18 protein-coding genes and 1 pseudogene are annotated in these 22,819 nt (G+C 31.5%); 8 read left to right on the forward strand and 11 right to left on the reverse strand.

The features are described from left to right. Positions 1-314: 314 nt before the first annotated feature. Together T385_RS0101040 and T385_RS0101045 are read right to left on the reverse strand one after the other, a co-directional pair. Positions 315-1,934 carry an ABC-F family ATP-binding cassette domain-containing protein gene (locus T385_RS0101040; RefSeq protein ID WP_029905727.1) on the reverse strand — a complete coding sequence of 540 codons (1,620 nt, stop codon included), beginning with the start codon at positions 1,932-1,934 and terminating at the stop codon, positions 315-317. A gap of 45 nt (positions 1,935-1,979) precedes the next feature. Further along, complete coding sequence (locus tag T385_RS0101045) at positions 1,980-3,206, reverse strand: trigger factor-related chaperone (RefSeq protein WP_029905729.1); 1,227 nt, start codon at positions 3,204-3,206, stop codon at positions 1,980-1,982. 619 nt (positions 3,207-3,825) lie between these two features. On the opposite strand from T385_RS0101045, the gene rpsL reads away from it, so the two are divergent. From rpsL to fusA, 3 genes are read left to right on the forward strand one after another with little or no spacing between them, the layout of a single operon-like run. Further along, on the forward strand, positions 3,826-4,245 hold the full coding sequence (gene rpsL, locus T385_RS0101050; protein ID WP_029905731.1) for a 30S ribosomal protein S12: 420 nt from the start codon (positions 3,826-3,828) through the stop codon (positions 4,243-4,245). A gap of 31 nt (positions 4,246-4,276) precedes the next feature. Next, positions 4,277-4,747 (forward strand): 30S ribosomal protein S7, encoded by a 471-nt coding sequence (rpsG, locus tag T385_RS0101055; protein WP_029905736.1) that lies wholly within the window; start codon positions 4,277-4,279, stop codon positions 4,745-4,747. 57 nt (positions 4,748-4,804) lie between these two features. Further along, positions 4,805-6,895, forward strand: coding sequence for an elongation factor G (fusA, locus tag T385_RS0101060; RefSeq protein WP_029905737.1), 2,091 nt, complete (start codon positions 4,805-4,807; stop codon positions 6,893-6,895). Positions 6,896-7,109: 214 nt separating this feature from the next. Here fusA and T385_RS0101065 read toward each other — a convergent pair whose 3' ends face one another. The 7 genes and pseudogenes from T385_RS0101065 to T385_RS03470 all read right to left on the reverse strand — a co-directional run bounded on the left by T385_RS0101065 (position 7,110) and on the right by T385_RS03470 (position 13,385). After that, positions 7,110-8,096: an alpha-ketoacid dehydrogenase subunit beta gene (locus tag T385_RS0101065; protein WP_029905738.1), complete on the reverse strand. Its 987-nt coding sequence runs from the start codon at positions 8,094-8,096 to the stop codon at positions 7,110-7,112. 59 nt (positions 8,097-8,155) lie between these two features. Continuing rightward, positions 8,156-9,247, reverse strand: a complete 1,092-nt coding sequence (pdhA, locus tag T385_RS0101070; RefSeq protein WP_029905739.1) for a pyruvate dehydrogenase (acetyl-transferring) E1 component subunit alpha — start codon at positions 9,245-9,247, stop codon at positions 8,156-8,158. Positions 9,248-9,434: 187 nt separating this feature from the next. Beyond that, positions 9,435-10,403, reverse strand: a complete 969-nt coding sequence (locus tag T385_RS0101075; RefSeq protein WP_029905740.1) for a lactate/malate family dehydrogenase — start codon at positions 10,401-10,403, stop codon at positions 9,435-9,437. A 177-nt stretch (positions 10,404-10,580) separates the two neighbouring features. Continuing rightward, entirely contained in the window at positions 10,581-11,909 is a 1,329-nt protein-coding gene (locus T385_RS0101080) for an AEC family transporter (protein ID WP_029905742.1), read from the reverse strand. A gap of 313 nt (positions 11,910-12,222) precedes the next feature. Further along, a pseudogene (locus tag T385_RS0101085) lies at positions 12,223-12,450 on the reverse strand (biotin/lipoyl-containing protein); the annotation flags it as partial. A gap of 1 nt (position 12,451) precedes the next feature. Further along, positions 12,452-13,177: a 2-oxo acid dehydrogenase subunit E2 gene (locus T385_RS0101090; RefSeq protein ID WP_029905746.1), complete on the reverse strand. Its 726-nt coding sequence runs from the start codon at positions 13,175-13,177 to the stop codon at positions 12,452-12,454. A gap of 1 nt (position 13,178) precedes the next feature. Further along, complete coding sequence (locus tag T385_RS03470; RefSeq protein WP_036450718.1) at positions 13,179-13,385, reverse strand: hypothetical protein; 207 nt, start codon at positions 13,383-13,385, stop codon at positions 13,179-13,181. A gap of 318 nt (positions 13,386-13,703) precedes the next feature. On the opposite strand from T385_RS03470, the gene T385_RS0101100 reads away from it, so the two are divergent. From T385_RS0101100 to T385_RS0101110, 3 genes are all read left to right on the forward strand, one after another. Beyond that, on the forward strand, positions 13,704-14,681 hold the full coding sequence (locus T385_RS0101100; RefSeq protein WP_029905748.1) for a phosphate acyltransferase: 978 nt from the start codon (positions 13,704-13,706) through the stop codon (positions 14,679-14,681). A 33-nt stretch (positions 14,682-14,714) separates the two neighbouring features. Beyond that, positions 14,715-15,893: an acetate/propionate family kinase gene (locus T385_RS0101105; protein WP_029905750.1), complete on the forward strand. Its 1,179-nt coding sequence runs from the start codon at positions 14,715-14,717 to the stop codon at positions 15,891-15,893. A gap of 145 nt (positions 15,894-16,038) precedes the next feature. Next, a complete protein-coding gene (locus T385_RS0101110; RefSeq protein WP_029905752.1) occupies positions 16,039-16,806 on the forward strand; it encodes a hypothetical protein in 768 nt (255 codons plus the stop codon). A gap of 53 nt (positions 16,807-16,859) precedes the next feature. Here the strand turns inward: T385_RS0101110 and lpdA are convergent, their stop codons facing one another. Together lpdA and T385_RS0101120 are read right to left on the reverse strand one after the other, a co-directional pair. Then, the gene (gene lpdA / locus T385_RS0101115; protein ID WP_036450721.1) at positions 16,860-18,314 is read right to left on the reverse strand and encodes a dihydrolipoyl dehydrogenase; all 1,455 of its coding nucleotides are present in this window, start codon (positions 18,312-18,314) and stop codon (positions 16,860-16,862) included. A gap of 253 nt (positions 18,315-18,567) precedes the next feature. Next, the gene (locus T385_RS0101120; protein ID WP_051677946.1) at positions 18,568-20,178 is read right to left on the reverse strand and encodes a DUF2179 domain-containing protein; all 1,611 of its coding nucleotides are present in this window, start codon (positions 20,176-20,178) and stop codon (positions 18,568-18,570) included. 115 nt (positions 20,179-20,293) lie between these two features. Between T385_RS0101120 and gyrB the strand changes: the two genes are divergently transcribed. Both gyrB and smpB read left to right on the forward strand, forming a co-directional pair. Then, entirely contained in the window at positions 20,294-22,222 is a 1,929-nt protein-coding gene (gene gyrB, locus T385_RS0101125) for a DNA topoisomerase (ATP-hydrolyzing) subunit B (RefSeq protein ID WP_029905757.1), read from the forward strand. Positions 22,223-22,292: 70 nt separating this feature from the next. Further along, positions 22,293-22,736, forward strand: a complete 444-nt coding sequence (gene smpB, locus T385_RS0101130; RefSeq protein WP_029905759.1) for an SsrA-binding protein — start codon at positions 22,293-22,295, stop codon at positions 22,734-22,736. The last annotated feature ends 83 nt before the right edge of the window (positions 22,737-22,819 follow it).

Raw genomic sequence — 22,819 nt, forward strand, 5'->3', positions numbered from 1 at the left:
AATACTAAGTTAATTGATTTTTTAAAAGACTGTAATAAGTTAACTAAATTAAGAAATGGGAAAATAATTGAAGAAAGATTTATTGATCCCGCTATTAATAAAAGCAATGAAGAAACGTATAATGAATTTTTAGAAATTGTAAAAAATTGTATATAGAAAAAACAAAAAGTGTATTTTGACTAAAAATAACGGTCAATTTTACACTTTTTGTTTTTTACTCCGAAACTCAGGAAAAAAAAAAAGAAGTATAAATTCACCAAAAGAGCTGTATTACAACATTTTTGGTGAATTTATTATTTATGATTATTATATTATTAGTGTTCTAAAATTGGATATAACTCTTCTCATTCTTCTAGCGAACCATGGAAAATATAACTATTTTGCGGAGAAATTTCTAGAATGACATTTGCTACTTGGTTAACTAAAGCACGGTTATAAGTGGTAAAAATTACACCACCACGATATGATTTTAAACCTGCTATTAATGAGTCGATGCTTTCAGTATCTAAGTGGTCAAGCGGTTGATCTAAAACCAAGAAGTTAGCTTCAAGAAGCATCATTCTTGAAAACATTAATCTTGCTTTTTCGCCACCACTAGTAACGGCAACTTTTTTAAAAACTGAATCATTTGAAAAAAGCATACGGCCTAAAAAACTACGCATTCTTTGGTCAGAAACATCTTTGGTTTCTTCGGTTGAGTTATAAGGTGGTCATTGCGCGATTCACTCTAAAATTGACATATCTTTTTGAAAATATTCTCTATTTTCATTTGGATAATATGTATGTTTAATTGTTTGCCCTCATTTGATTGTGCCTGTAGTTGGCTTGATTTTGCCAATTAAGCATTCTAAAAAACGAGTTTTTGCAATGTCATCTTCACCAATTAAAACCATTTTTTCACCTTTAGCTAAAGTAAATGAAACTTTTTGGAATAACACTTTACCATTTTCTTCATAAGAAAGATTTTCAACATTTAATATATCTTTACCTGGTTCACGGTTTATATCCCAGTGAATGTATGGATATTTACGGTTTGACGGTTTAATTTCATCAAGTGTAATTTTTTCAAGAGATTTTTTTCTTGATGTTGCTTGACGTGATTTTGATGCATTTGCACTAAAACGTGCAATGAAGCTTTTAAGCTTATCTATTTGAATTTCTTTTTTAGCATTGGATTGTTTCATTAATTCCCGAGCTAATTCACTACTTTCTTTTCAAAAAGTATAGTTTCCAGTGTAGATTTTAGCTTCATTATAGTCAATATCAACAATGTGAGTGCAAATATTATCTAAAAAGTCACTATCGTGACTAACTACAATCACAACATTTTGATAATCAGCTAAAAAGTTTTCAAGTCATCTAATTGCACGTAAATCAAGGTGGTTTGTAGGTTCGTCCATAATTAAAATGTCAGGGTTTCCAAATAAAGCTCTCGCCAATAAAACTTTGATTTTTTGGTTAGCTGTCAATTCAGACATTAATACGTCTCATTTATTCTTTGGAATTTGTAAGCCTGCTAATAATTCTTGGGCATCATTTTCAGCGCTTCATCCACCTAATAAACCATATTTTTCTTCCAATTCGCCAGCTCTAGTGTAATCATCCATAGTTGCATCTGGGTTAGCATAAATTGCATCTTTTTCGTCTTTAATTTGTTGTAATTCTTTATTGCCGGCCACAACAACATCAGTAACATTTAAATTATCATAAGCATTATGGTCTTGAGCTAAAACGCTTATTCTACGGCCTTTTTCAACAATTATTTGCCCTGATGATTGTTCAACATCACCGGCTAAAATTTTTAAAAATGTACTTTTGCCAGCCCCATTAGCACCGATAATTCCATATGTATTTCCAGCCACAAATTTTAAGTTAACACCTTCAAAAAGCTTTTTATCACTAAAAACTTTACTTAGATTTTGTACTTCTATCATGATTCTCCTTAGTTATAGTCATATTATACAAATACCTATGCCTAATTAGACATAGATATTTAAATCATTAGATAAATTATTATATAAATTTTCATCATTAATTTTAGCTAATCGTAAAGCAGTAAGTTTACGGCGCAAAATATTGTGCATTTGTTCAGGACTTTTAGCGATTGTATCGCTTGAACCGGTTTCTTCGATGTGGCGCAATTCATTACTGATTAACTCATTGGTAATTAACTTATCGTTTTCGTCTAAAAACATTCTACTTAGGACAACTTCAGCCAATTGAATTGCTTTATTGGTTATAGCGGAAAGCAAAATTTCATGCATAAGTTTTTTATTTTCTTCATTATTTTCATCTTCTAATTTAGCCTTAAGAGCTTCGTTCGCATCTTTAAAAAATGCTTCTTTTTTAGCTTCGAAATCTTGATCTATATCATGTGGATGAGGTTGCAAATTATTTACTAAAATTAGCTGTTCGAGGGCATAATGGTAAAATTGTAATAAATTTTGTGAGGCAAAATCTTTTTTAAAATCTTTAAATAATTTAGCTTTTAAATCATCTAAAGTTTTTATTGTTTCCATTTGTAATGTTGGTAATAATTCTTTTGTAAGCTCGGCATGAAAAATACGTCTAATTTTTTTAATTGTTATTTCATAATGTTGGCGATCTGGATCATTTACACCGATTGTATCGTTTAATTTAGCTCCAATTAATTCTTGATTAATTGTTCAAGTATCTTTTTTTGATGCTTTAATAGTTAAATTAACATCTTTAGCTAATTCTTGTGAATCTTGTGAAACATTATAAGTAATTGACACAATATCATCTTCATTAACTTCGCTAACATCGTCTAAATATTGATAATTTTTAACAAATGCTTGATAAGCTTCTTCTAATTTTGCTTCAGTAAGCGAAGGATATGAAAATTTAGAACAGTCAAATTTTAAGTTAAAATTAGCGAATTGTCTAGTAGATGTATAAGAAAATTTAATTTGATACTCACAAGAATCTTTGTCAACTTTAACTACTTCTATAGTTGGTTTAAAAGGAATAATTAATTCATCATGATTAATATTTTCATCTTTGACTAAAGTTTGGATAATATTGTCCATATTGAACTTCACATTATTTTGTAATGCAAGAGCTAAAATATCATCAGGACTAACTTTTTGTTGATTTTTAATGCTATGCAAAAGAACATTATTTTGTGTTTTTTTTCATTCTTCTTTATTAACATTAATTATCTTGCTTAAAAAATCTATTTTCATATTCACCTCATATTAATTTATTTTATCAAATTAGTAATAATATTGATTAAAAATAGAATTTGGGTTCATTTTTGTCTATTAATTTTTTTTATGTATTTTTTATTTCTCTAATTTTTGACTTAGCATCTGCTACTATGACTGATTTATGTTCAACTAAGTCAAAAATTAGTGAGCTAAAAAAATATATTAAATTAATAGTCAAAATCGCATTAAAAATCCACCAAATGATGCAACAAATGAACAGTTGAAAAAATTAAAAGAAACTACTAAAAAGTTGCACAAAAAACATTGGATGGTGTGAAATTAATTTCAAAGGGATGAAGATTATCTTGAGAAAAAGAAAAGACAATAGCCTTGCTTGGATTCACTAAATAAATTGCTAAAAAAGCTGCGCTACAGCTATTTTCGCAACAAAAAAGTTAATATAAAAGTACTTTTTTGTCGCGGTTTTATTATCTTTTTATTAAATAATATTCGTTATTTTGCTTAGTTTTTAAACTAAAGATATGAAGCGTAAAAAAAATTATTTTTTTTGATACACACGGCATAGTTGTTATATAATAGTTCTAACTGCCTTGTGGTAGTTATACTATTACTATATTATTAAGAAAGGAAAAAAATGCCTACAACTAATCAGTTAGTTACAAATGGCCGTGAGCAAAAAGTGCGTAAACAAAACGCGCCTGCTCTCTCATTAATTTTTAACTCATTAAATAAAACTGCACGTCGTATGAATTCACCTTTTAAACGTGGTGTATGTACTCGTGTGGCTACTATGACTCCTAAAAAACCTAACTCAGCTATGCGTAAATATGCTCGTGTTAGATTATCAAACGGTATGGAAATTACAGCATATATTGGTGGTGAAGGACACAACCTTCAAGAGCACTCTGTTGTTTTAATTCGTGGTGGTCGTGTTAAAGACTTACCTGGTGTTAGATATCACATCGTGCGTGGAACTCAAGACTTAGCTGGTGTTAACAACCGTAAACAAGGTAGAAGCTTGTACGGAACTAAAAAAGAAAAAGCTTCTAAATAATTAGTAAAGAAAAAGAAAGGAAATAATAACTATGTCAAGAAAACATAAAGCCCCTGTGCGTGAAGTTTTAGCAGACCCAATTTTCAATTCTGTTTTAATTACTAAATTAATTAACACCATTATGCTTGATGGTAAAAAATCAATCGCACAAGATATTCTATATTCAGCATTTAACATCATTAAAGAAAAAACAAACAAAGATCCAATGGAAGTTTTCGAAGTTGCTTTAGCTAACGTTACTCCACAATTAGAAATTCGTACAAGAAGAATTGGTGGAACCAACTACCAAGTTCCTACTGAAGTTTCAAAACGTCGTCAACAAACATTATCATTACGTTGGTTAGTGCAATATGCAAGATTAAGAAACGAAAAAACAATGGATGTTCGTTTAGCGACTGAAATTATTGACGCGTCAAACAAAACTGGTGGAGCTGTTAAAAAACGTGAAGATACTCACAAAATGGCCGAAGCCAACAGAGCATTTGCTCACTTTAGATGATAATTTGTTCTTACTAAAATTTAACCAAAATTACATTACTACTATTATTTAAGGAAAATTATGGCAAGACAATATGAACTAAAAGATTACCGTAATATCGGTATCATGGCACACATTGACGCAGGTAAAACTACCACAACAGAAAGAATTTTATACCACACTGGTAAAATTCACAAAATTGGTGAAACACACGATGGTGCTTCACAAATGGACTGAATGGCTCAAGAACAAGAAAGAGGTATTACAATTACTTCGGCTGCTACAACAGCTTTTTGAAAAGGTAAAAGAATTAACATCATTGATACCCCTGGTCACGTTGACTTCACCGTTGAGGTTGAACGTTCACTTCGTGTACTAGACGGTGCCGTTACTGTTCTTGATGCTCAATCAGGTGTTGAACCGCAAACAGAAACAGTTTGAAGACAAGCTACAAACTATAAAGTTCCACGTATCGTTTTCATTAACAAAATGGATAAAGCTGGTGCTGACTTCTTCATGTCTGTTCGTTCAGTTAAAGAAAGATTAAATGGAAATGCAGTTGCAATTCAAATGCCTATTGGTGCAGAAAGCAACTTCCAAGGTATCATTGACTTAATCGAAATGAAAGCATATATTTATGATGGTAAAGCAGATGAAAATGCTGAACCACAAGATATTCCCGCTGATTTAGTAGATGAAGCACAATTAAGAAGAACCGAATTAATCGATGCGCTCTCTACATACGATGATGAATTTATGATGAAAGTTTTAGAAGGCGAAGAACCTACTCAAGAAGAAATTAAAGCAGTATTACGTAAAGCTACAATTTCAGCAACTTTATTCCCTGCTATTTGTGGTACAGCATTTAAAAACAAAGGTGTTAAGAAAATGATTGACGCTGTTGTTGATTATTTACCTTCACCACTTGATATTCCGGGTGCTTCAGCAACATTAAATGATAAAGAAGTAGAGCTTACTTCTTCAGATGAAAACGATTTTGTTGCTTTAGCTTTTAAAGTTATGACTGACCCTTATGTTGGATCATTAACTTTCTTTAGAACTTACTCAGGTGTTCTTAAAAAAGGTTCTTATGTATACAATACAACTAAAGATATTAAAGAAAGAATTGGACGTATTATCCAAATGCATGCTAATTCACGTCAAGAAGTTGATGAAAGCTACGCTGGTGATATCCACGCAGCTGTTGGACTTAAAGGCACAACAACCGGTGATACTTTAGTTGGCGAAAAATCACCTAGATATGTACTAGAAAAAATGGTCTTCCCTGAACCAGTTATTTCTCAAGCTCTTGAACCAGAAAGCAAGGATGCTATGGAAAAATTAGCGCTTGGTTTACAAAAATTAGCTGCTGAAGATCCTACTTTTAGAACTTATACTGATGAAGAAACCGGTCAAACAATTATTGCTGGTATGGGTGAATTACACTTAGATATCATCGTTGACCGTCTTAAACGTGAACATGGTGTTAAAGCTAATGTTGGTGCACCTCAAGTTTCATATCGTGAAACAATTACTAAAACTGCTGAAGTTGAAGGTAAACACATTAAACAATCTGGTGGTAAAGGTCAATATGGTCACGTATGAATTAAATTCGAACCAAACCACGACAAAGGCTTTGAATTCGTTGATAAAATTGTTGGTGGTAAAATTCCAAAAGAATACATTAAACCAATTCAAAAAGGTCTTGAAGACAAAATGGCTAGTGGTATTTTAGCTGGATATCCAATGATTGATATCAAAGCTACATTATTTGATGGTTCATACCACGATGTCGACTCTTCAGAAATGGCTTACAAAATTGCGGCTTCTAAAGCTTTAACTAAAGCTAAAGATCAACTAGGCACAGTTTTACTTGAGCCAATTATGGACGTAGCTGTTGTTATTCCTGAAGATTACTTTGGAGATGTTATGGGTGACTTAACCCGTCGTCGTGGGGGAATCGAAGATAACGAAACTAGAAATGATGGAGCTCACATTATTCGTGCATTAGTTCCACTTAAAGAAATGTTTGGTTATGCAACCGATTTACGTAGTATGACTGCTGGACGTGGGACATACCAAATGCAATTCCACCACTATGAAAAATGTCCAAAAACCATCAGCGACGAAATCATCAAGAGAAGAAACATCCAAAATAAAGACGAAGATTAATAATAAAAAATATTGGCTTATGACCAATATTTTTTGTAAGCGAATTAAACTTAATTAATAAAATTATCTACGCTACCATATTATTACAAATATGATAATTATTTAATTAGCAAAATTACAGCATTTAATTCATTTTATAGCTCAGAAAAAGTGTCAATTAAAGATAAAAAAAATTCAAAGGAAAACCCTTTGAATTTTTTTAGGATTATGTTGATTATCCAAGCATTTCTTTAATAACTTGAGCAATTTTGTTTTTGTCAACCATATATAAGTATTCTAAAGCAGGAAGTGGAATTGTAACGTCAGCACCGTTTAAACGAACTGGAGCAGCTACTAATGAGTCGAAGCATTTTTCGTTTACACGAGCAATAATTTCAGCAGCGATTGAACCTGATTTAACAGCTTCACTAACTACTAATAAACGTCCTGTTTTGTTTACTGATTTAACAATGGTTTCTGTGTCAAGTGGTTTAAGTGAACGAAGGTCGATAACTTCGATTGAGTATTCTTTTCCTTCTTCTTTAAGAGCTTTAAGAGCAGCAATAGTTTCGTGAACCATGTGTCCATAGGTCACAATTGTTAAATCTTCACCTTCAACAGCAACATTTGCTTTTCCAATTTCAACTTTGTAGTATCCTTCAGGAATTTCTGATTTAAAAGCACGGTAGTCACGTTTGTGTTCTAAGAAAACAACTGGGTCATTGTCTTCAATAGCAGCTAACATAAGACCTTTTGTGTCATATGGGGTAGCTGGCATAACAACTTTAATACCTGGAATGTGTGTGAAAATAGCTTCAATTGATTCTGAGTGGTGTTCAAGAGCTTTAACTCCACCACCACAAGGCATTCTTAATACCATAGGAACAAATCATCTGCCACGTGAACGGTTACGCATACGAGCTGCGTTTCCAAATAATTGCGACATTGTTAAGAATGAGAAGCCAGAGAATTGAATTTCTGCAACTGGTCTAAGACCTGCAACAGCAGCTCCAACAGCTCCACCTGCGATAGCAGCTTCTGAAATTGGAGTGTCAAATACTCTTAAATCACCATATTTAGCTTGAAGACCTTTTGTAGCACGGAAAACACCACCTTCAAACCCTGCGTCTTCACCAAAAACAACAACGTTTTTGTCTCTTTCCATCGCAATGTCTAAAGCGTTTGTAAGTGCTTCGATATTATTTACTTTAATTGTATTCATAATAATTTCTCCTTATTAATTAAATAGATTATGTATAAATTGATTAATATTTCTACAAACTATTTTTTAAGAAATCTCATGTTTTCTTGTTTTTGTTCTTCAAGTTCAGCTGGCAATGTTTCATAGGTGTATTTGTAAATATCGTCATAGCCTTCTTCTGTTAATCTCGCATTAGAACTTTCGTTTGCAGCTTTTGCTTCTTCTGTGTATTTTTCGTATAATGAATCAATTTTAGCTTGTGTAATTAAACCATGTTCGAATAAGTATTTTTCAATACGGTGGAATGGTTCTCATTTTTCTTTTTCTTCTTCCATTTCTCTTGAACGGTAAACTCTAGGATCATCACTGGTGGTGTGTTGTCCTTGACGTCATGTAACTGCTTCAACTAAAACAGGTCCATTGTTATTTCTTGCTCATTCAACAGCTTCATTAAGAACTTCTGAAACTGCTAATAAGTCGTTACCATCAACACGAATTCCTGGAATGCCGTATGACATTGCACGTTGTGATAATGTTGGAACTGAGTATGAGTTGTGTTCTGGAACTGAGATAGCTCATTGGTTGTTTGAAATAACAACAACAAGAGGTAATTTACGAACTGCAGCTAAGTTAAGAGCTTCGTGGAATTCACCTTCGTTAGTTCCACCGTTACCAATCATTGTTAAAGCAACTTTCTTTTCACCTTTAGCTTTGATTGCATAAGCAACACCAGCAGCTTGTGAAATTTGAGCTCCGATAATAACTTGGTAAGGTAAGATGTTCTTGTTAAAGAATGATCCACCTAATTCTGAACCTTTTCAGTATAGGTAAATTTGTTCATAGCTAACACCACGTGCTAATAAAGCGCCTAAAACACGGTAGTGAGGTACGAAGAAATCTTCATCTTTCATTGAATATCCAACAGCTGTTAAAAGAGCTTCTTCACCAAGGCTAGGTGCAAATGTACCTAGACGTCCAGTTTTTTGTAATGTAAGAGCATAGTTATCTCATGCACGAGATTTAACCATATTTTCATACATTTTAACTAATGTATCGCTTGAAATTGATGTTTTGTAATTTTTTTCAATTAAGTTTCCATCAATATCTAAGTGACGAATCATTGCTTTTGGGTAAGTCATGACTTTGCCTGCTTCAATGTGTTTAAATTCCATATTAATCCTTTCGGTAAAAAAAATTTGTATAGTATCGATACGTTCTATACATATATATTATATTAGAAAAATATTAAATACTTATTCAAATATGGTATTATTTTCATTTTTTAGATTTTTTCTTTGTTAGAGATTTATGTCCAGTTAATAAAAAAATATGTCCGCATAAGCGAACATATAATTATTATTATTTAAAATCGATGTTAATTCCGATTTGTGCCAATGTTTCGGTGTGAACATTTGCCATGTGAGCTGTTGAAGCTTCAAATTTTTCCATTTCTTCTTTAGATAATTTTAATGTACCTGGGAGATATTCGTATCCTCTTTCACCAACGATAACTGGGAAGCATGTGTAAATTCCAGCGTTTTTGAATGGTTTAGGTAATTTAACACCAAGAGGAATAATAGCTCTTTGATTTTCTAAAATTGCTTCTGTTGTACGGTAGCATGATGTAGCAATACCGAATTGAGTATTTCCTTTACGTGAGAAAATAAAGAATGGTTCAGATAATGTTTGTTTTAAAATTTCATCTAAGTCTGAACGTTTTAATTTTCTTGCTTTAATTAAATCTTCAACTGAGCTTAATCCAACTCTTAATTGTGATCATGCGATCATAGCTGATCCACCGTGTTCTGCGCAAACAAAACCATGTACATTTTCTGGTGATGTTTTAACTTTAGCTGCAACGAATTTTCTCATACGTCCTGAATCAAGCACTGTACCTGCAGACATAACTTTGTTAGCTGGTAAGCCTGAAGCATAGTGGATAACAGCAGCCATAACATCGCATGGGTTTGCCGCAACAATAACAGAACCTTTAAATCCAACTTCTTTAAGTTTATCGCCGAATGATTTCATTAATTTAGCATTTGCACCAGCTAAAGCTAAACGATCTGAAAAGTCTTTTCCGGCAGGGATTGATGCAGCAATCATAACGATATCAGCACCTTTAGCATCATCTAATGTACCAACTTTAAAGCTTGAGTTATTACGTGGTAGGATTGCACACATATCTTCAAAGTCATGTGCATGAGCTTCTGCAACCTCTGTGTTTTTATCAACAAAAATTCATTCTGCTTGAATATTACGTGCAACACAAATTGTTACATATGTAAAACCAACATTTCCTAGTCCGATTACAACTATTTTTTTCATATTATCTCCATATTCTTTTTTGTTTTTCAAATATTATGCATGATTTTTTAGGCATGCTATTAAATTATATTTAATATTTTTGAGATTTTTACCAAAAAAATTTTTTTGATTCATACTGAAAAGACAGTAAAAAAGCACCAGCGGTGCTTTTTTTATTTTTTCAATATTCCTTTATTTTTAAGCTGGTATTGCAACAACCGATTGATATGCGATTGATGATAAAATAATGAATAAAGGCATTGAGATTACACATACAGCTGTTGAAAGTGATGAAACTTTTGCAATGTAATCCAATGAACGGTGTTTGTTAGCACTAGCGAAAATTACGTTAACTGCCGCAGGTGGAGTAGCCATCATTAATACAATTAATGTAGCTGAAGCTGGGTCAAGAAGACCAGCATTACCTTTGAGTTCACCTGTTAATTGAACCTCACCGTAGTTTAATTTTCCTCAAATTGGAAGAACAAATAAGAACATTATTCCAAATGTTACAAGAGGGTAGATGAAGTTTTTAACAACTGTAGCTGTTCAAACTCCTTTATCTTTAATAACTTCTTTAAGGTTAGATGCTGCTAATGATCCACCAATTACTAATCATGCTAATGGAGAAACTAATCCAGTAGCCATTGTCATTCCACTCATTAGGAATGTCATGTTAGTTTTGAATGCACCTCAGAATTGTGGAGCTTTTGCATAATCTTTTGCTGCGTCTGATCCTGCAGGTCCATCTTTAAGAAGGTTATCGTATGGGAAGTCATTTGGTTCACCAAATCTTGCTTCGTAGATTCCAGGAATAAATTGTAATAATCAAAGAACTAATGATAAGTATAAGCAGCACATCATTGGGCTGAATACTTGTTGCATGATAGGTTTAATGTTCTTTTTAGAGAATTTAAGACCTGAGTATTCTAATGGTAAAATAATAAATACTGAAACCATATATGGAACACATCATGTTTGTGCTAGAACTAAGCTAAAACTGTTGAAGATTCCACTACCATTTAAGGCGATGATTAATGGGTAAGCAAAGAATTGTAATGAACCGAATATATTCATTCATTGGAATGCCATATATTTTGCTTTGTAATCGGCTAATGCTTCTTCTTTGTATTTTTCTAAATCAACTCCATTTTCGTTAGCTGATTTTTTTCTTCAAAGAGCTTCAGCTTTTGCTGTAATTCGCTTTGAAACTAAATGTGGGTAGTAATTAATAAGTAATTTTCCCACTAAAATTGCGAATGTATAGAATAATATTGACAAAATAAAGATTGCTGCTCAAATTTTGATTTGTGATGTATTTGCGCTAATCATAAATGCGGTTAAGCAAATAAATGGAAGAGCATATTTTAGGTTAAAAGCAGAAAGCTTTTTATTAATTTCTTTATCAAATATGCCTTTCCGAGTCACAATGAAACCCATTGCTATAAATAAGAAAGTAGCAAGAATTCCACCTCAAAGAGCTTGTTGTTTTGTCACAGATAAGAATATCGTACTAAAGTTATTCATTCAAATCCTTTCAAATGACAAATTAAATGCGTTTTTATAAATGTGGTTAAAAAGGGATAACCAATATTATTATATACAAAAAAACGTGGAATTATTTACATTGTCGAGAAAAATAGTCATTTTCTAATATTTTTTAGTATTTTTGTAATGAATTAGAAGAGTTAAGCATATTTTTTATGTGCATAAATTTTTTCATTTTTTGAAAATTTTTTTATTTTAAAAAAACCAAAAGAGCTGTATTACAGTGTTTTTTGCAACAAAATAAAAAAATAACTTCACACGTGAAAGTTATTTTTAACATTAATTAGTTTGTTTCAATGTTGAAAATTTCGTCTCCAACTGTAATTTCGTCACCAGCTTTAATTAAAACTTTAACTACTTTTCCTGTAACTGGTGCAGGAATTTCTGAAGTCATTTTGTCGGTTTCAACTGAGAAAAGAATATCCCCTTCTTTAACTGAGTCTCCTTCTTTAACAAAAACTTCAGCTACTGTTCCTTCGTGTAATCCTTCTCCGATGTCTGTAAATTGCATTTTAAACATATTAAATTTCTCCTAATGATTCTGGGTTTTCTAATAATTCAATAATTCTGCCTGTAAAACGGCCCATGTCTGCACCATCAACTCAACGGTGATCTGCAGCAATTGAAATGTTCATTATTTTGCTTGGAACAATGTTGCCTTCTTCAACAATCACGGTATCTTTGATACGTCCAGTAGCGATGATTGATAATTGTCCTTTATTCATAATTGGTGAACCGCTAATTACGCCAACTGAACCAACGTTAGTTACTGTAAAGCATCCGCCCATCATATCTTTCATAGATAATTTTCTATCACGAGCTAAACCTGATAAACGGGTAATTTCTTGTTGAATTTGAACTAATGATAAGTTTTCAATGCCCCTGATAACTGGAACAACTAGTCCGTAAGGTGTATCAACTGCGATTGAAATATCAATAGTTGAAGGGTATGAAACTTCACCTGTAGTTTCGTCGAATTTTGCTGTAAATACAGGGAATTCGCTTAAAGCGATTGAAGCAGCTTTAATAATTCATGGTAAAAATGTTAATTTTAAATTATGTTTTTCTAAAGCTACTTTATTTACAGCTGCACGGTGATCTCATAGTTTTTTCATCTTTGCTTCCATATCTAATGAGCAGTATGCAACTGAGTTCATAACTTCTTTTAAGTTAATTGCTATAGCTTTACGAATAGGTGCGATTTTTTCTACCTTTGCTACAAGTGGTTGTTCTTTGATTTGACTCATTTTATTTTTCCTTTGCTTTTAGTCTTTCTAAAATAGCTCTTTCACGAGGTGTTAAGTTATCGTCAGCTTTTTTAGCACATTCGCTTTTTTTGCATGATTTTTTAACTGAAAGTGAGCTAAAATCTAAAATTTCGTCTGATACTTGTAGTGTACCAACAACTGCTGGAGCAGCTTGGTTTCCTACTTGTTCTTTTTCTTTGTCTAACATGTAACCTCCTACAATGTTTATTATTGTTTAAATTCGAATTCATAGCAATAATATCAAGGCCTAGTAATAATATTGCTATTCATATTATAATGTAAAGCCACAAAGTCAAAAATATTTATTTTTTTATATACTTTTACCAAAAACGTAGTGCTACAGCATTTTTGGTAAAAATTTAGATGAATAAATAGGTAAATTTTTTTTGCTTTTGTTTTGGAAAAATAGTTTGAAATATAAAAATATTTCCATATATCGCCAGAAATAATAAAAATATTGGTAAAATTAAAAAAGATATAAAAGAAATAAAATTATGGAGAAAAAATGGCAAACATTTCAAAATTTAGTACACATATTCAAAACTTATTAACAAAAAAAGCACAATGTAAAGTTTTAAGCGTGCTATTTATTGATGGAGATGACAAGCGTTCACGTGAAGCAGCTTTATTTTTACAAAATAATAAATTGGCTAAGCCAATTATGCTTCTAGAAAATGAAAATCAGGTAATTAATGACGGTTTAACAAACGTTATAATGACTGAAGAAACCAAGCTAATTGAAAAGTTAGCTTCAAGAATGGCTGAAATTAGAAAAGGCAAAGAAGATTATGAAACATGTTTAAAATTAGTCTCATACCGTCCATACTTTGGGGCTATGATGCTTCGTGAAAAATTAGTGGAAAGTGCTGTAGGTGGCTTAATTTATTCAACCGCTGATATTCTAAGAGCAGCATTTAAATGTGTTGGTGCAAAAGCAGGAATCAAAACAATGTCTTCAATTATAGTTATGCATAAAGACGATGAAAAACTTATTTTTACGGACCCTTCAACTGTTGAAAAGCCTACTGCATCTCAATTAGTTGATTTAGCAATTAATGCTAGTGACTTCGCTAAAACAATGGAAATGAATGATTTAACTGGCTTTTTAACATATTCAACTAATGGCTCAGGTAAAGGTGAAAATCCTGATTTAGTTAGAGAAGCCCTTAAAATGGCATTAGAAAGAAAAGAGTTAAATTTAATTCCTGGTGAAATGCAATTTGATAGTGCATATGATTTAAAAGTTAGAGCATCAAAATTTCCTTCTGCACCACAAGAACCACTCGGTGTATATGTCTTTCCTAACTTAGAAAGCTGCAATATTGGATGCAAGATTGCTCAGCGTTTAGGGGGCTATGGCGCAGTTGGTGCAATTATGCAGGGTGTAAATGGAGCTATTAACGATTTTAGTCGTGGTGCTAGTGTTCAAGATGTAATCGATGTGACTTCAATTACAATTTTAAAAGGATATGAATTTTTATAAAATAAGCCTAATACTGATAAAAAAGGAAAAAATATGAAAAAAATATTAGTAGTAAATCCGGGTTCATCTACCTTAAAATGAAAACTTTTTGATACAGACTTAAATGCTATCGCATCAGGTTTATGTGAAAGAATTACAATTGATGGTAGAATGATTACTAAGAAAAATGGTGAAAAAATCACTGAAGATATTGCTTTGCCTGATCATCCGACAACAATCAAAGAGTTAATTCAGTCATTTTCTAGACATAAAATAATTAATAATGTTAATGAAATTATTGGAATTAGTTTTAGAACGCCATCATCTGGCCATGCCCACTTAGTTCCAGAATTATGAAATCCAGCTTTAAAAAATGCTATTGCGGAAACAAGTAAATTTATCCCAATTCACTCAAAAGCTACATTAATAACTATTGATGCATTTGAAAAAGTTTTACCAAACGTTAAAAAGGCCATTTGCCAAGACACGGCTTTCCACGTAACAATGCCAGAAATTAATAAAACTGTACCAATTAACCAAGAATGAGCAGAAAAATACCACATTAAGCGTTTTGGATACCATGGTCTAAGTTATGATTACATCACAAATAAAATGAAACAAGTTTTAAACAAGAGAAAATTAAACTTAGTTATAGCCCACTTAGGTTCAGGGAGCAGTGTATGCTTAGTTAAAAACTCAGAATCAAATGACGTTTCAGTTGCCTTTTCATCAATTGAAGGTTTAATTATGGGAACAAGAACAGGTAATATTGACCCTGGAGTAGCTGATTACCTTATTAGAGTTGAACACGAAGCACCAGAAGCTGTTTATAAAATGATGACACAACAATCTGGTCTTTTAGGTGTTTCGGGAGTTTCAAATGATGTTCGTGATTTGCATAAAGTATATGATTCAAATCCTAAGGCTAAGTTAGCCATTGATATGTTCACACAAAAAGCCGCTGATTATATCGTTAGCTACTTATCACGACTAGAAAAAGTTGATGCTCTTATTTTCACTGCAGGTATTGGAGAGAATGATGAAATTATCCGAGATATGATTATTAAAAATATTCATGCATACGATTTAAAACTTTCTAAACCTGCAAATTTAGCTTCATATGATGATTATGTCTTAATTTCTTCACCAAAATCAGAATTACCAATTTACAAAATGCGCACTGATGAAGAGTTAGTCATGGCTCGTTATACCTTAGATTTAATAAATAAATAGTTAATAAAATATCACTTTTTAAGTGATTTTTTATTTTAAAATAATTTTTTAGTTAAATATTTGTCATACTTCGCCATTTATGGTAATTTTCTCCTAAAAAAAATAAAATTTAATCAGGAGTAATATGAAAAAAAAGGAGTGGCAAATGAATATAATATTAAAAAATAAACTAAAAATTACACTATTAGTATTGGTTTTGTTTTTTTCTATAATAATTTTAATTGCTGATATCATTCAAAATGATAGTTTAATTTTTCATTATTGGTATGAAGTTGATAAAAACGATCCCGCTTCACTTAAAAGTTGGCGTTGAGCTTTTAGCCTAGCATCATTTATACCTTTTTATGATATGATTTTCGTTGGTTGGTGGCTATGGTTATTTTGATACGCATTTATTTGATTATCTAATAATAAATTAACTAATAAAATCTGATTAACAATAATGGTTTCAATTTTATATATCTATAAATTAATTGTTTTATTGGATTTTGGAATTAATACTATATATGAAGGTTATTTATCCTTTGGGAATTATTCAAATGGAATTACTTATATTATTTTGTGCAAGATTAATTTTGGTTTAATAATTTATCTTTTAGTTTATATGCTAAACAATATTATTCTTAATTATAAAACAATTGAAACTTTAAAATCTTTAGGCGAAAATGATTATTTAAGTTTTGTTAAAAAAACTAAATTGACTGAAGATGAAAAAAGATTAACCATATTCTCTTTTGGCAAATACAAGGCAATTTTAAAGACTGAAGAAAATATAGCTAAGATAAAAGTAGCTTATTTAAATGTGATTAATAATAGTATTGTTTGAGATTTAAAAATAACTCATAGAGAAACTCCTGAAATAATTAATTTTGTTTTACTTGCTAATAAACGAAATGCGATAATACAAAAATAACTAAAAGCACTGTTCTACAGTGCTTTTAATGATTTTTAATTATGATTTAATTACTATTTTTTAGCGTCTAATTCCATAGCCGCATGGCGTGCACATTCTCATATAATTTCGTTAAATGTTGGGTGTGGGTGTGTTGCTAAAGTTAAATCTAAAACAGTTAAATTATTTTCAATAGCAACTTGAACTTCAGCGATATAGTCGGTTACGTTTGCACCAACCATGTGGCCACCTAAAATTTTGCCTGTAGCACGATCCACAACTAATTTAGCAAATCCTAGAGTTTCATTTGAAGCTACACCTTTTCCTAGGCGTGAGAAAAGGTATTTAGCTGAAAATGCATCAAATCCTATTTCTTTAGCTTTTTCTTCAGTTAAGCCTACAAATGAAATTTCAGGACTTGTGTAGATGCACCCTGGAACAGGTTTACCAGCATAGTATTTTCTATCTAAACCATTAATGTGGCTTACAGCAGTAACCGCATGTTCATATGCAACGTGAGCTAACATTGCTTGTGCAGTAATGTCACCGATTGCATATACGCCTTCAACATTTGTACGTTGATATTCATCAACTATAATCTCATTGCGTGAACCTAATTCAACACCAGTTTTTTCTAGACCTTCGGTTGCTGGAACACGACCGACAGCCAATAAATAAACTTCTGATTTAATGGTGCGTTTTTCATCGCCGACTGTGAATTCTAATTCTTTATTAGCATTAATTCCTGAGCATGAAGCATTGTAAATAACTTCGATACCTTTTGAAGTAAACACTTTAGTAATTTCTTTAATAATATCTTTATCTAAACCAGTCAATAATGAATCTGTGTTTTGGATCAATGTAACTTTTGTGCCTGCAGTAGCATACATTTGGGCTAATTCAACACCAATAACACCACCACCAACTACAGTCATTGTTTCTGGTAATTTTTGATCAAAGTTAATAGCTTCACGTGATGTTAATAATGTGAAGTCTGCATAGTTTTCTGTAAATCCAGGTAAATTTTTAAGTCTACGGCTGTGACTTCCCATAGCTAAAATAATTTTTTTGCCCCGGTAAATTTTGCCATTAACTTCAATTACGTGTGATGCAAGGAATTTAGCTTCTCCATCAACTGTGGTGCATTTTGACCCTTTCATAAGCATTTTAACACCAACTGAAATTTGTTTAACAACATTAGCCTTACGTTCATGCATTTTTTTTCATGTTTCTTGTGCATCAATTTTTAAGTCTGAAAAGTTTCCAACAATTCCATAATTGGCTGCATGAGTAATGTGATCTAAAATATGAGTTGAAGCTAACATTGCTTTTGTTGGAATGCAACCAATATTTAAACAAACTCCACCTCAAAATTCTTTTTCAACGATTAAGGTTTTATTGCCTGTTTTACCAAGCATTTCAGCTGCTAAGTACCCTCCAGGACCTGATCCTATAACGATTGCGTCAAATTCTTCATCGATGTGGCCTTCGTATTTTGTGCCAGCATCGCTAAATGGTTTTTTATTCATATCAATTCCTTCCTTGTATTAAATATATTTATTATTATAAATAATTATTATATTTTTTGTTAATGAGTTGTAAATGTTTACGAATCTATTTATATACTATTAAATTAACTAGTTATGTTTAAAAGAATAAAAATTTTAAATAATGTTGTTTCCGTTTTAGCCTTAATACAGATAAAACGGGAACAAAAACTAAAATTATTTTTAATGCGAATTAATGATTGAAGAATAAAAAAATCGCATAAAATGCGAAATTTTAGAATTTGCTTTCTGGAATATAAATGTTTCCATCTACTGCCGAAACATTTGAAATAGTTATTAAAGCTTTTTGATCAACTTTTCTAATTCTTTTAATTAAACGTGGCACTTGTTTGTAAAGCGTGATAGATGATAATATTTTTGTTTTGCTTCCTGTTCTTCCACTTTCACCAACAGTAATTGTAAAGTTTGTAACTGTTCTTGAATCATCAGCAATTGCTTTTCTAATTAATGACATATGGTGTGAATAAACCTTGAAGTGAACCACTTTAAATCTTGGGAATAATTTGTTTAAGTAAATAACAAACACAAAATTACAGATAAATGTCGCTACAAAATTTGGTGAAAAATACATAGATGGCTGTCACGCTTGTGATTTCAATAATTCATAAGCTTCTCTGATTTTACCTATTTGGTAACCTATTTGGTAAAGCTCGGTTATATTTGACACTTTTAAATCTTTTAAATCGGTTATATTTGACTCTTTTAAATATTTTAAATTTAAATCTTCTAAAAATGTGTCTATATTAAATTCTTTAATGTCATTTAATAAGAGGCTTCCGGGTAAATATGAACCAACTAAAACAGACACAATTAAAATTATTAAATTAATATAACCATTAATAGTTCCAAAATTCTTTTGTTTTACTGTCGACATATATTCGCCAATAATACCTGTAACACCGGCACTTCCGCCAATAATAGCGATAATGGCAAAGAAAAATGCTAATAATACACCATATACCACTGCAAAAATTGTTTGAGCTATAACGTTACCGCCATCTGATCAAACAAGCGGAACTAATGTTCACATTTGTCCTTTTCCCGCTCATAATTCATCTTGAATTCCTTTTCTTAGCGCATCTGGAATTTCACTATGTCCAAAGTCACCAATAATATAGATTTTGTTAATTACGGGAATTTGACCTAATGCAAATGAAACTATAGATGAAACAACTAAGAATTCCAAAGTTAAAATTGTAAAAACTTTACCAACTTTTTTTCATCCAAAAATAAAAATTGGGATAGATAAAATCAAATAAAGCAATCAGAACAGAGAGTGGTCGATAATATTATAGATTTCTGGCGTAATTTTAGGATTATTACGGAGTAATACGTTAGTTAAACGTGAAATGGCTTGTCCAAAAGCGGCTAAACCAAAGTTATAAATACCTGGGTTCTTAACTAAAAACACCCCAACAATACCAAAAATAATAGCTAAAAAACCTGTAATTAAGGCTAATTTTCACATTGACATTAAAGCGTAAAAGCGCGATAATTTTAAAACAAAATTAGACATTTTAGTGTAGCGATAACTAGTGTTTTTTTTCTCAACAACATCCTTATGAATTAAGCGAGGTTCATCTGCTGTATTTTTTGGATTTTTAATATTACTTTCAACTTGTACAAATGAATCTTGAATATCTAATTCAGTCTTGATTATTTTGGCTTCTATTGTTTCGTTATCATTGATTGTATTATTTCAGTTTTGTTGCGAATTTGAGCCATCTACAGGAGAATTGGCTGCAGAATTAGCTTCTTTAGGAAAAACATCTGGTGGCTCAGAATTAGCATCTTTGTTGTTTAAATTATCATTTAAAAATATCATTAATTCTCCTTTCTTTGTGGTTTAAGCATTATATTACTTTTTCCAAAAAACGGAGGCAATTATTTGATTTCTATTAAATTAGTATATAATATTAATATTAAATATAGGGGGCTTCATGAGTTCACAAAATTATACCGCTAATAGCATACGTGTTTTAAAAGGGTTAGAAGCAGTAAGGGTTCGTCCCGGTATGTATATTGGCACAACTGGTGCACGTGGTTTACACCACTTAATTTGAGAGATTGTTGATAACTCAGTCGATGAATGTATGGCTGGTTTTGCAAGCAAAATTGATATTAAAATAACTAAAGATGGATACATTGAAGTAAACGATGATGGTCGGGGAATTCCTACAACAATCCACCCCGAAACTGGCTTGTCTACAGTCGAAACAGTTTTAACTGTTTTGCATGCTGGAGGAAAATTTGACAGTGAAACATATAAAGTCAGTGGTGGATTGCATGGTGTTGGTGCATCAGTTGTTAATGCTTTAAGCGATGATTTTGAAGTCTGAGTAAAGCGTGATGGTAAATTACATTATGCACATTTTAATAATGGTGGTCAAACTGTTCAGTCGCTTTCTGTTATTGGTCAAGTTGGCGAAAATGATACTGGAACTAGAGTTAAGTTCCATCCTGACTATTCAATAATGGAAAAAAATGAATTCGATAAAGGCGTTATTTTAGACCATGCAAAACAAATTGCTTACCTTAACGGAGGTTTAAGAATTCATGTTACTGATGAACGAGATGAAACATTCCAAGAGTATTATTTTGAAGGCGGAATTGTTGATTATGTTAAAGAACTTAATAATGGTCAAAAGTTGCTCCACCAAGAAGTAATTTATGCTCGTGGTCAATATGCTTATCAAGATCAACCAGAGGTGATGGTTGAAGTAGCTATTCAATATAATGAAAGAGTTACGGGTAACGTTGTAACCTATGCTAATAACATTATCACTGTTGAAGGTGGAACCCATGAAAGCGGATTCTATGATGCTTTAGTTCGTTTAATTAATAATTATGGTCTAGAAGCTAATATGATTAGGACTGAAGATGATAAAGTTAATCGTGACGATGTTAAAGAAGGACTAGTCGGCATAGTTTCAATTAAACACACTGACCCAATTTTCGAGGGTCAAACTAAAGGAAAATTAGGTAATAAAGATGCTAGAATAGCTGTAAACAAGGTGTTTTCTGAAACATTAGAAAGATTTTTAAATGAAAATCCTACCGAAGCAAAATCAATAGTTAAAAAAGCTATTGATGCTAAACATTCACGTCTAGCAGGTCAAGCCGCACGTGACGCTGCAAGACGTAAAACTGTTTTTGATTCAGGATCATTACCAGGCAAACTAGCTGATTGTTCTTCAAAAAACGCAGAAATTTCAGAGCTATATATTGTCGAAGGTAATAGTGCTGGTGGTTCTGCTAAAATGGGACGTGATCGGCAAATCCAAGCAATTTTACCACTACGTGGAAAAGTGATTAACGTAGAAAAAAATCAACCTAAAAAAGTTTTTGCTAATGCTGAAATATTAACTTTAATTTCTGCTCTTGGAACTGGAGTTGGTGAAGAATTTAATATTAACAAGCTTCGTTATCATAAAATCATTATTATGACCGATGCCGATGTCGATGGTGCCCACATTAGAACCTTATTATTGACTTTCTTCTATAGATATTTTAGGCAGCTCATTGAATATGGATTTGTTTATATTGCACAACCCCCTTTATATAAAATTCAACAAAATAAATTTGTTGCATATGCCTATAGTGATGCAGAAAAAGAAAAAATTCTTGCTGAATTACCTAATCAAAACATGAAGGTAATTATCCAACGTTATAAAGGTCTTGGAGAAATGGATCCTGAACAATTATGAGAGACTACAATGGATCCTGAAAACAGACAAATGCTTCAAGTCCAAATCGAAGACGCAGCTAGAGCTGATTGGGTATTTACAACTTTAATGGGTGATGAAGTTTTACCTCGTCGCGAATTCATTGAGGCAAATGCCAAGTATGTTAAAAATATTGATCTTTAATTAAAATATTATTGAAAATTATTCTAAAAAATGCCGCTAGGGCAATTTTTTATATTAAAATTAGTTAACTATGAAAGTGATTTCTGATAATCGTAAACAAGTACATAATTATAAAATAATTGAAAAACATGAGTGTGGAATTGAACTTTTAGGTTGAGAAGTTAAATCAGCTCGTGCAGGCACTGTTCAATTAAATAATAGTTATTGTTTTTTTAAAAAAGGCGAATTACTTTTAGAAAATGCAACATTTAAAAAATACATGCTTTTAAAAGTTGATGAACAAAGACAACGCAAGCTCCTAATGCATAAAAATGAATTATTACGCCTATATAGTAAAAAAGAAAAGTATAATGGTTCAACCATAATACCTACTAAAATTTACTTTAATAATCAAAGCCGAATTAAAGTGGAAATTGCTTTAGCTCAAGGGCTTAATAAAATTGATAAACGTGAATTAATTAAAGAAAGAGACAATGAAAGGTATTTGAAAAAGACATTAAAAATATGAAGCTAAAATAAAAAAGTTTAATTTTTATTAAAAATAATAATATTTTTTTGAAGTTTTTTAAAAATGCTATAAAATGTAATCACAATTAA

The organism is Mycoplasmopsis opalescens ATCC 27921 (genome assembly GCF_000712185.1).
GTDB lineage: Bacteria > Bacillota_I > Bacilli_A > Mycoplasmatales > Metamycoplasmataceae > Mycoplasmopsis > Mycoplasmopsis opalescens.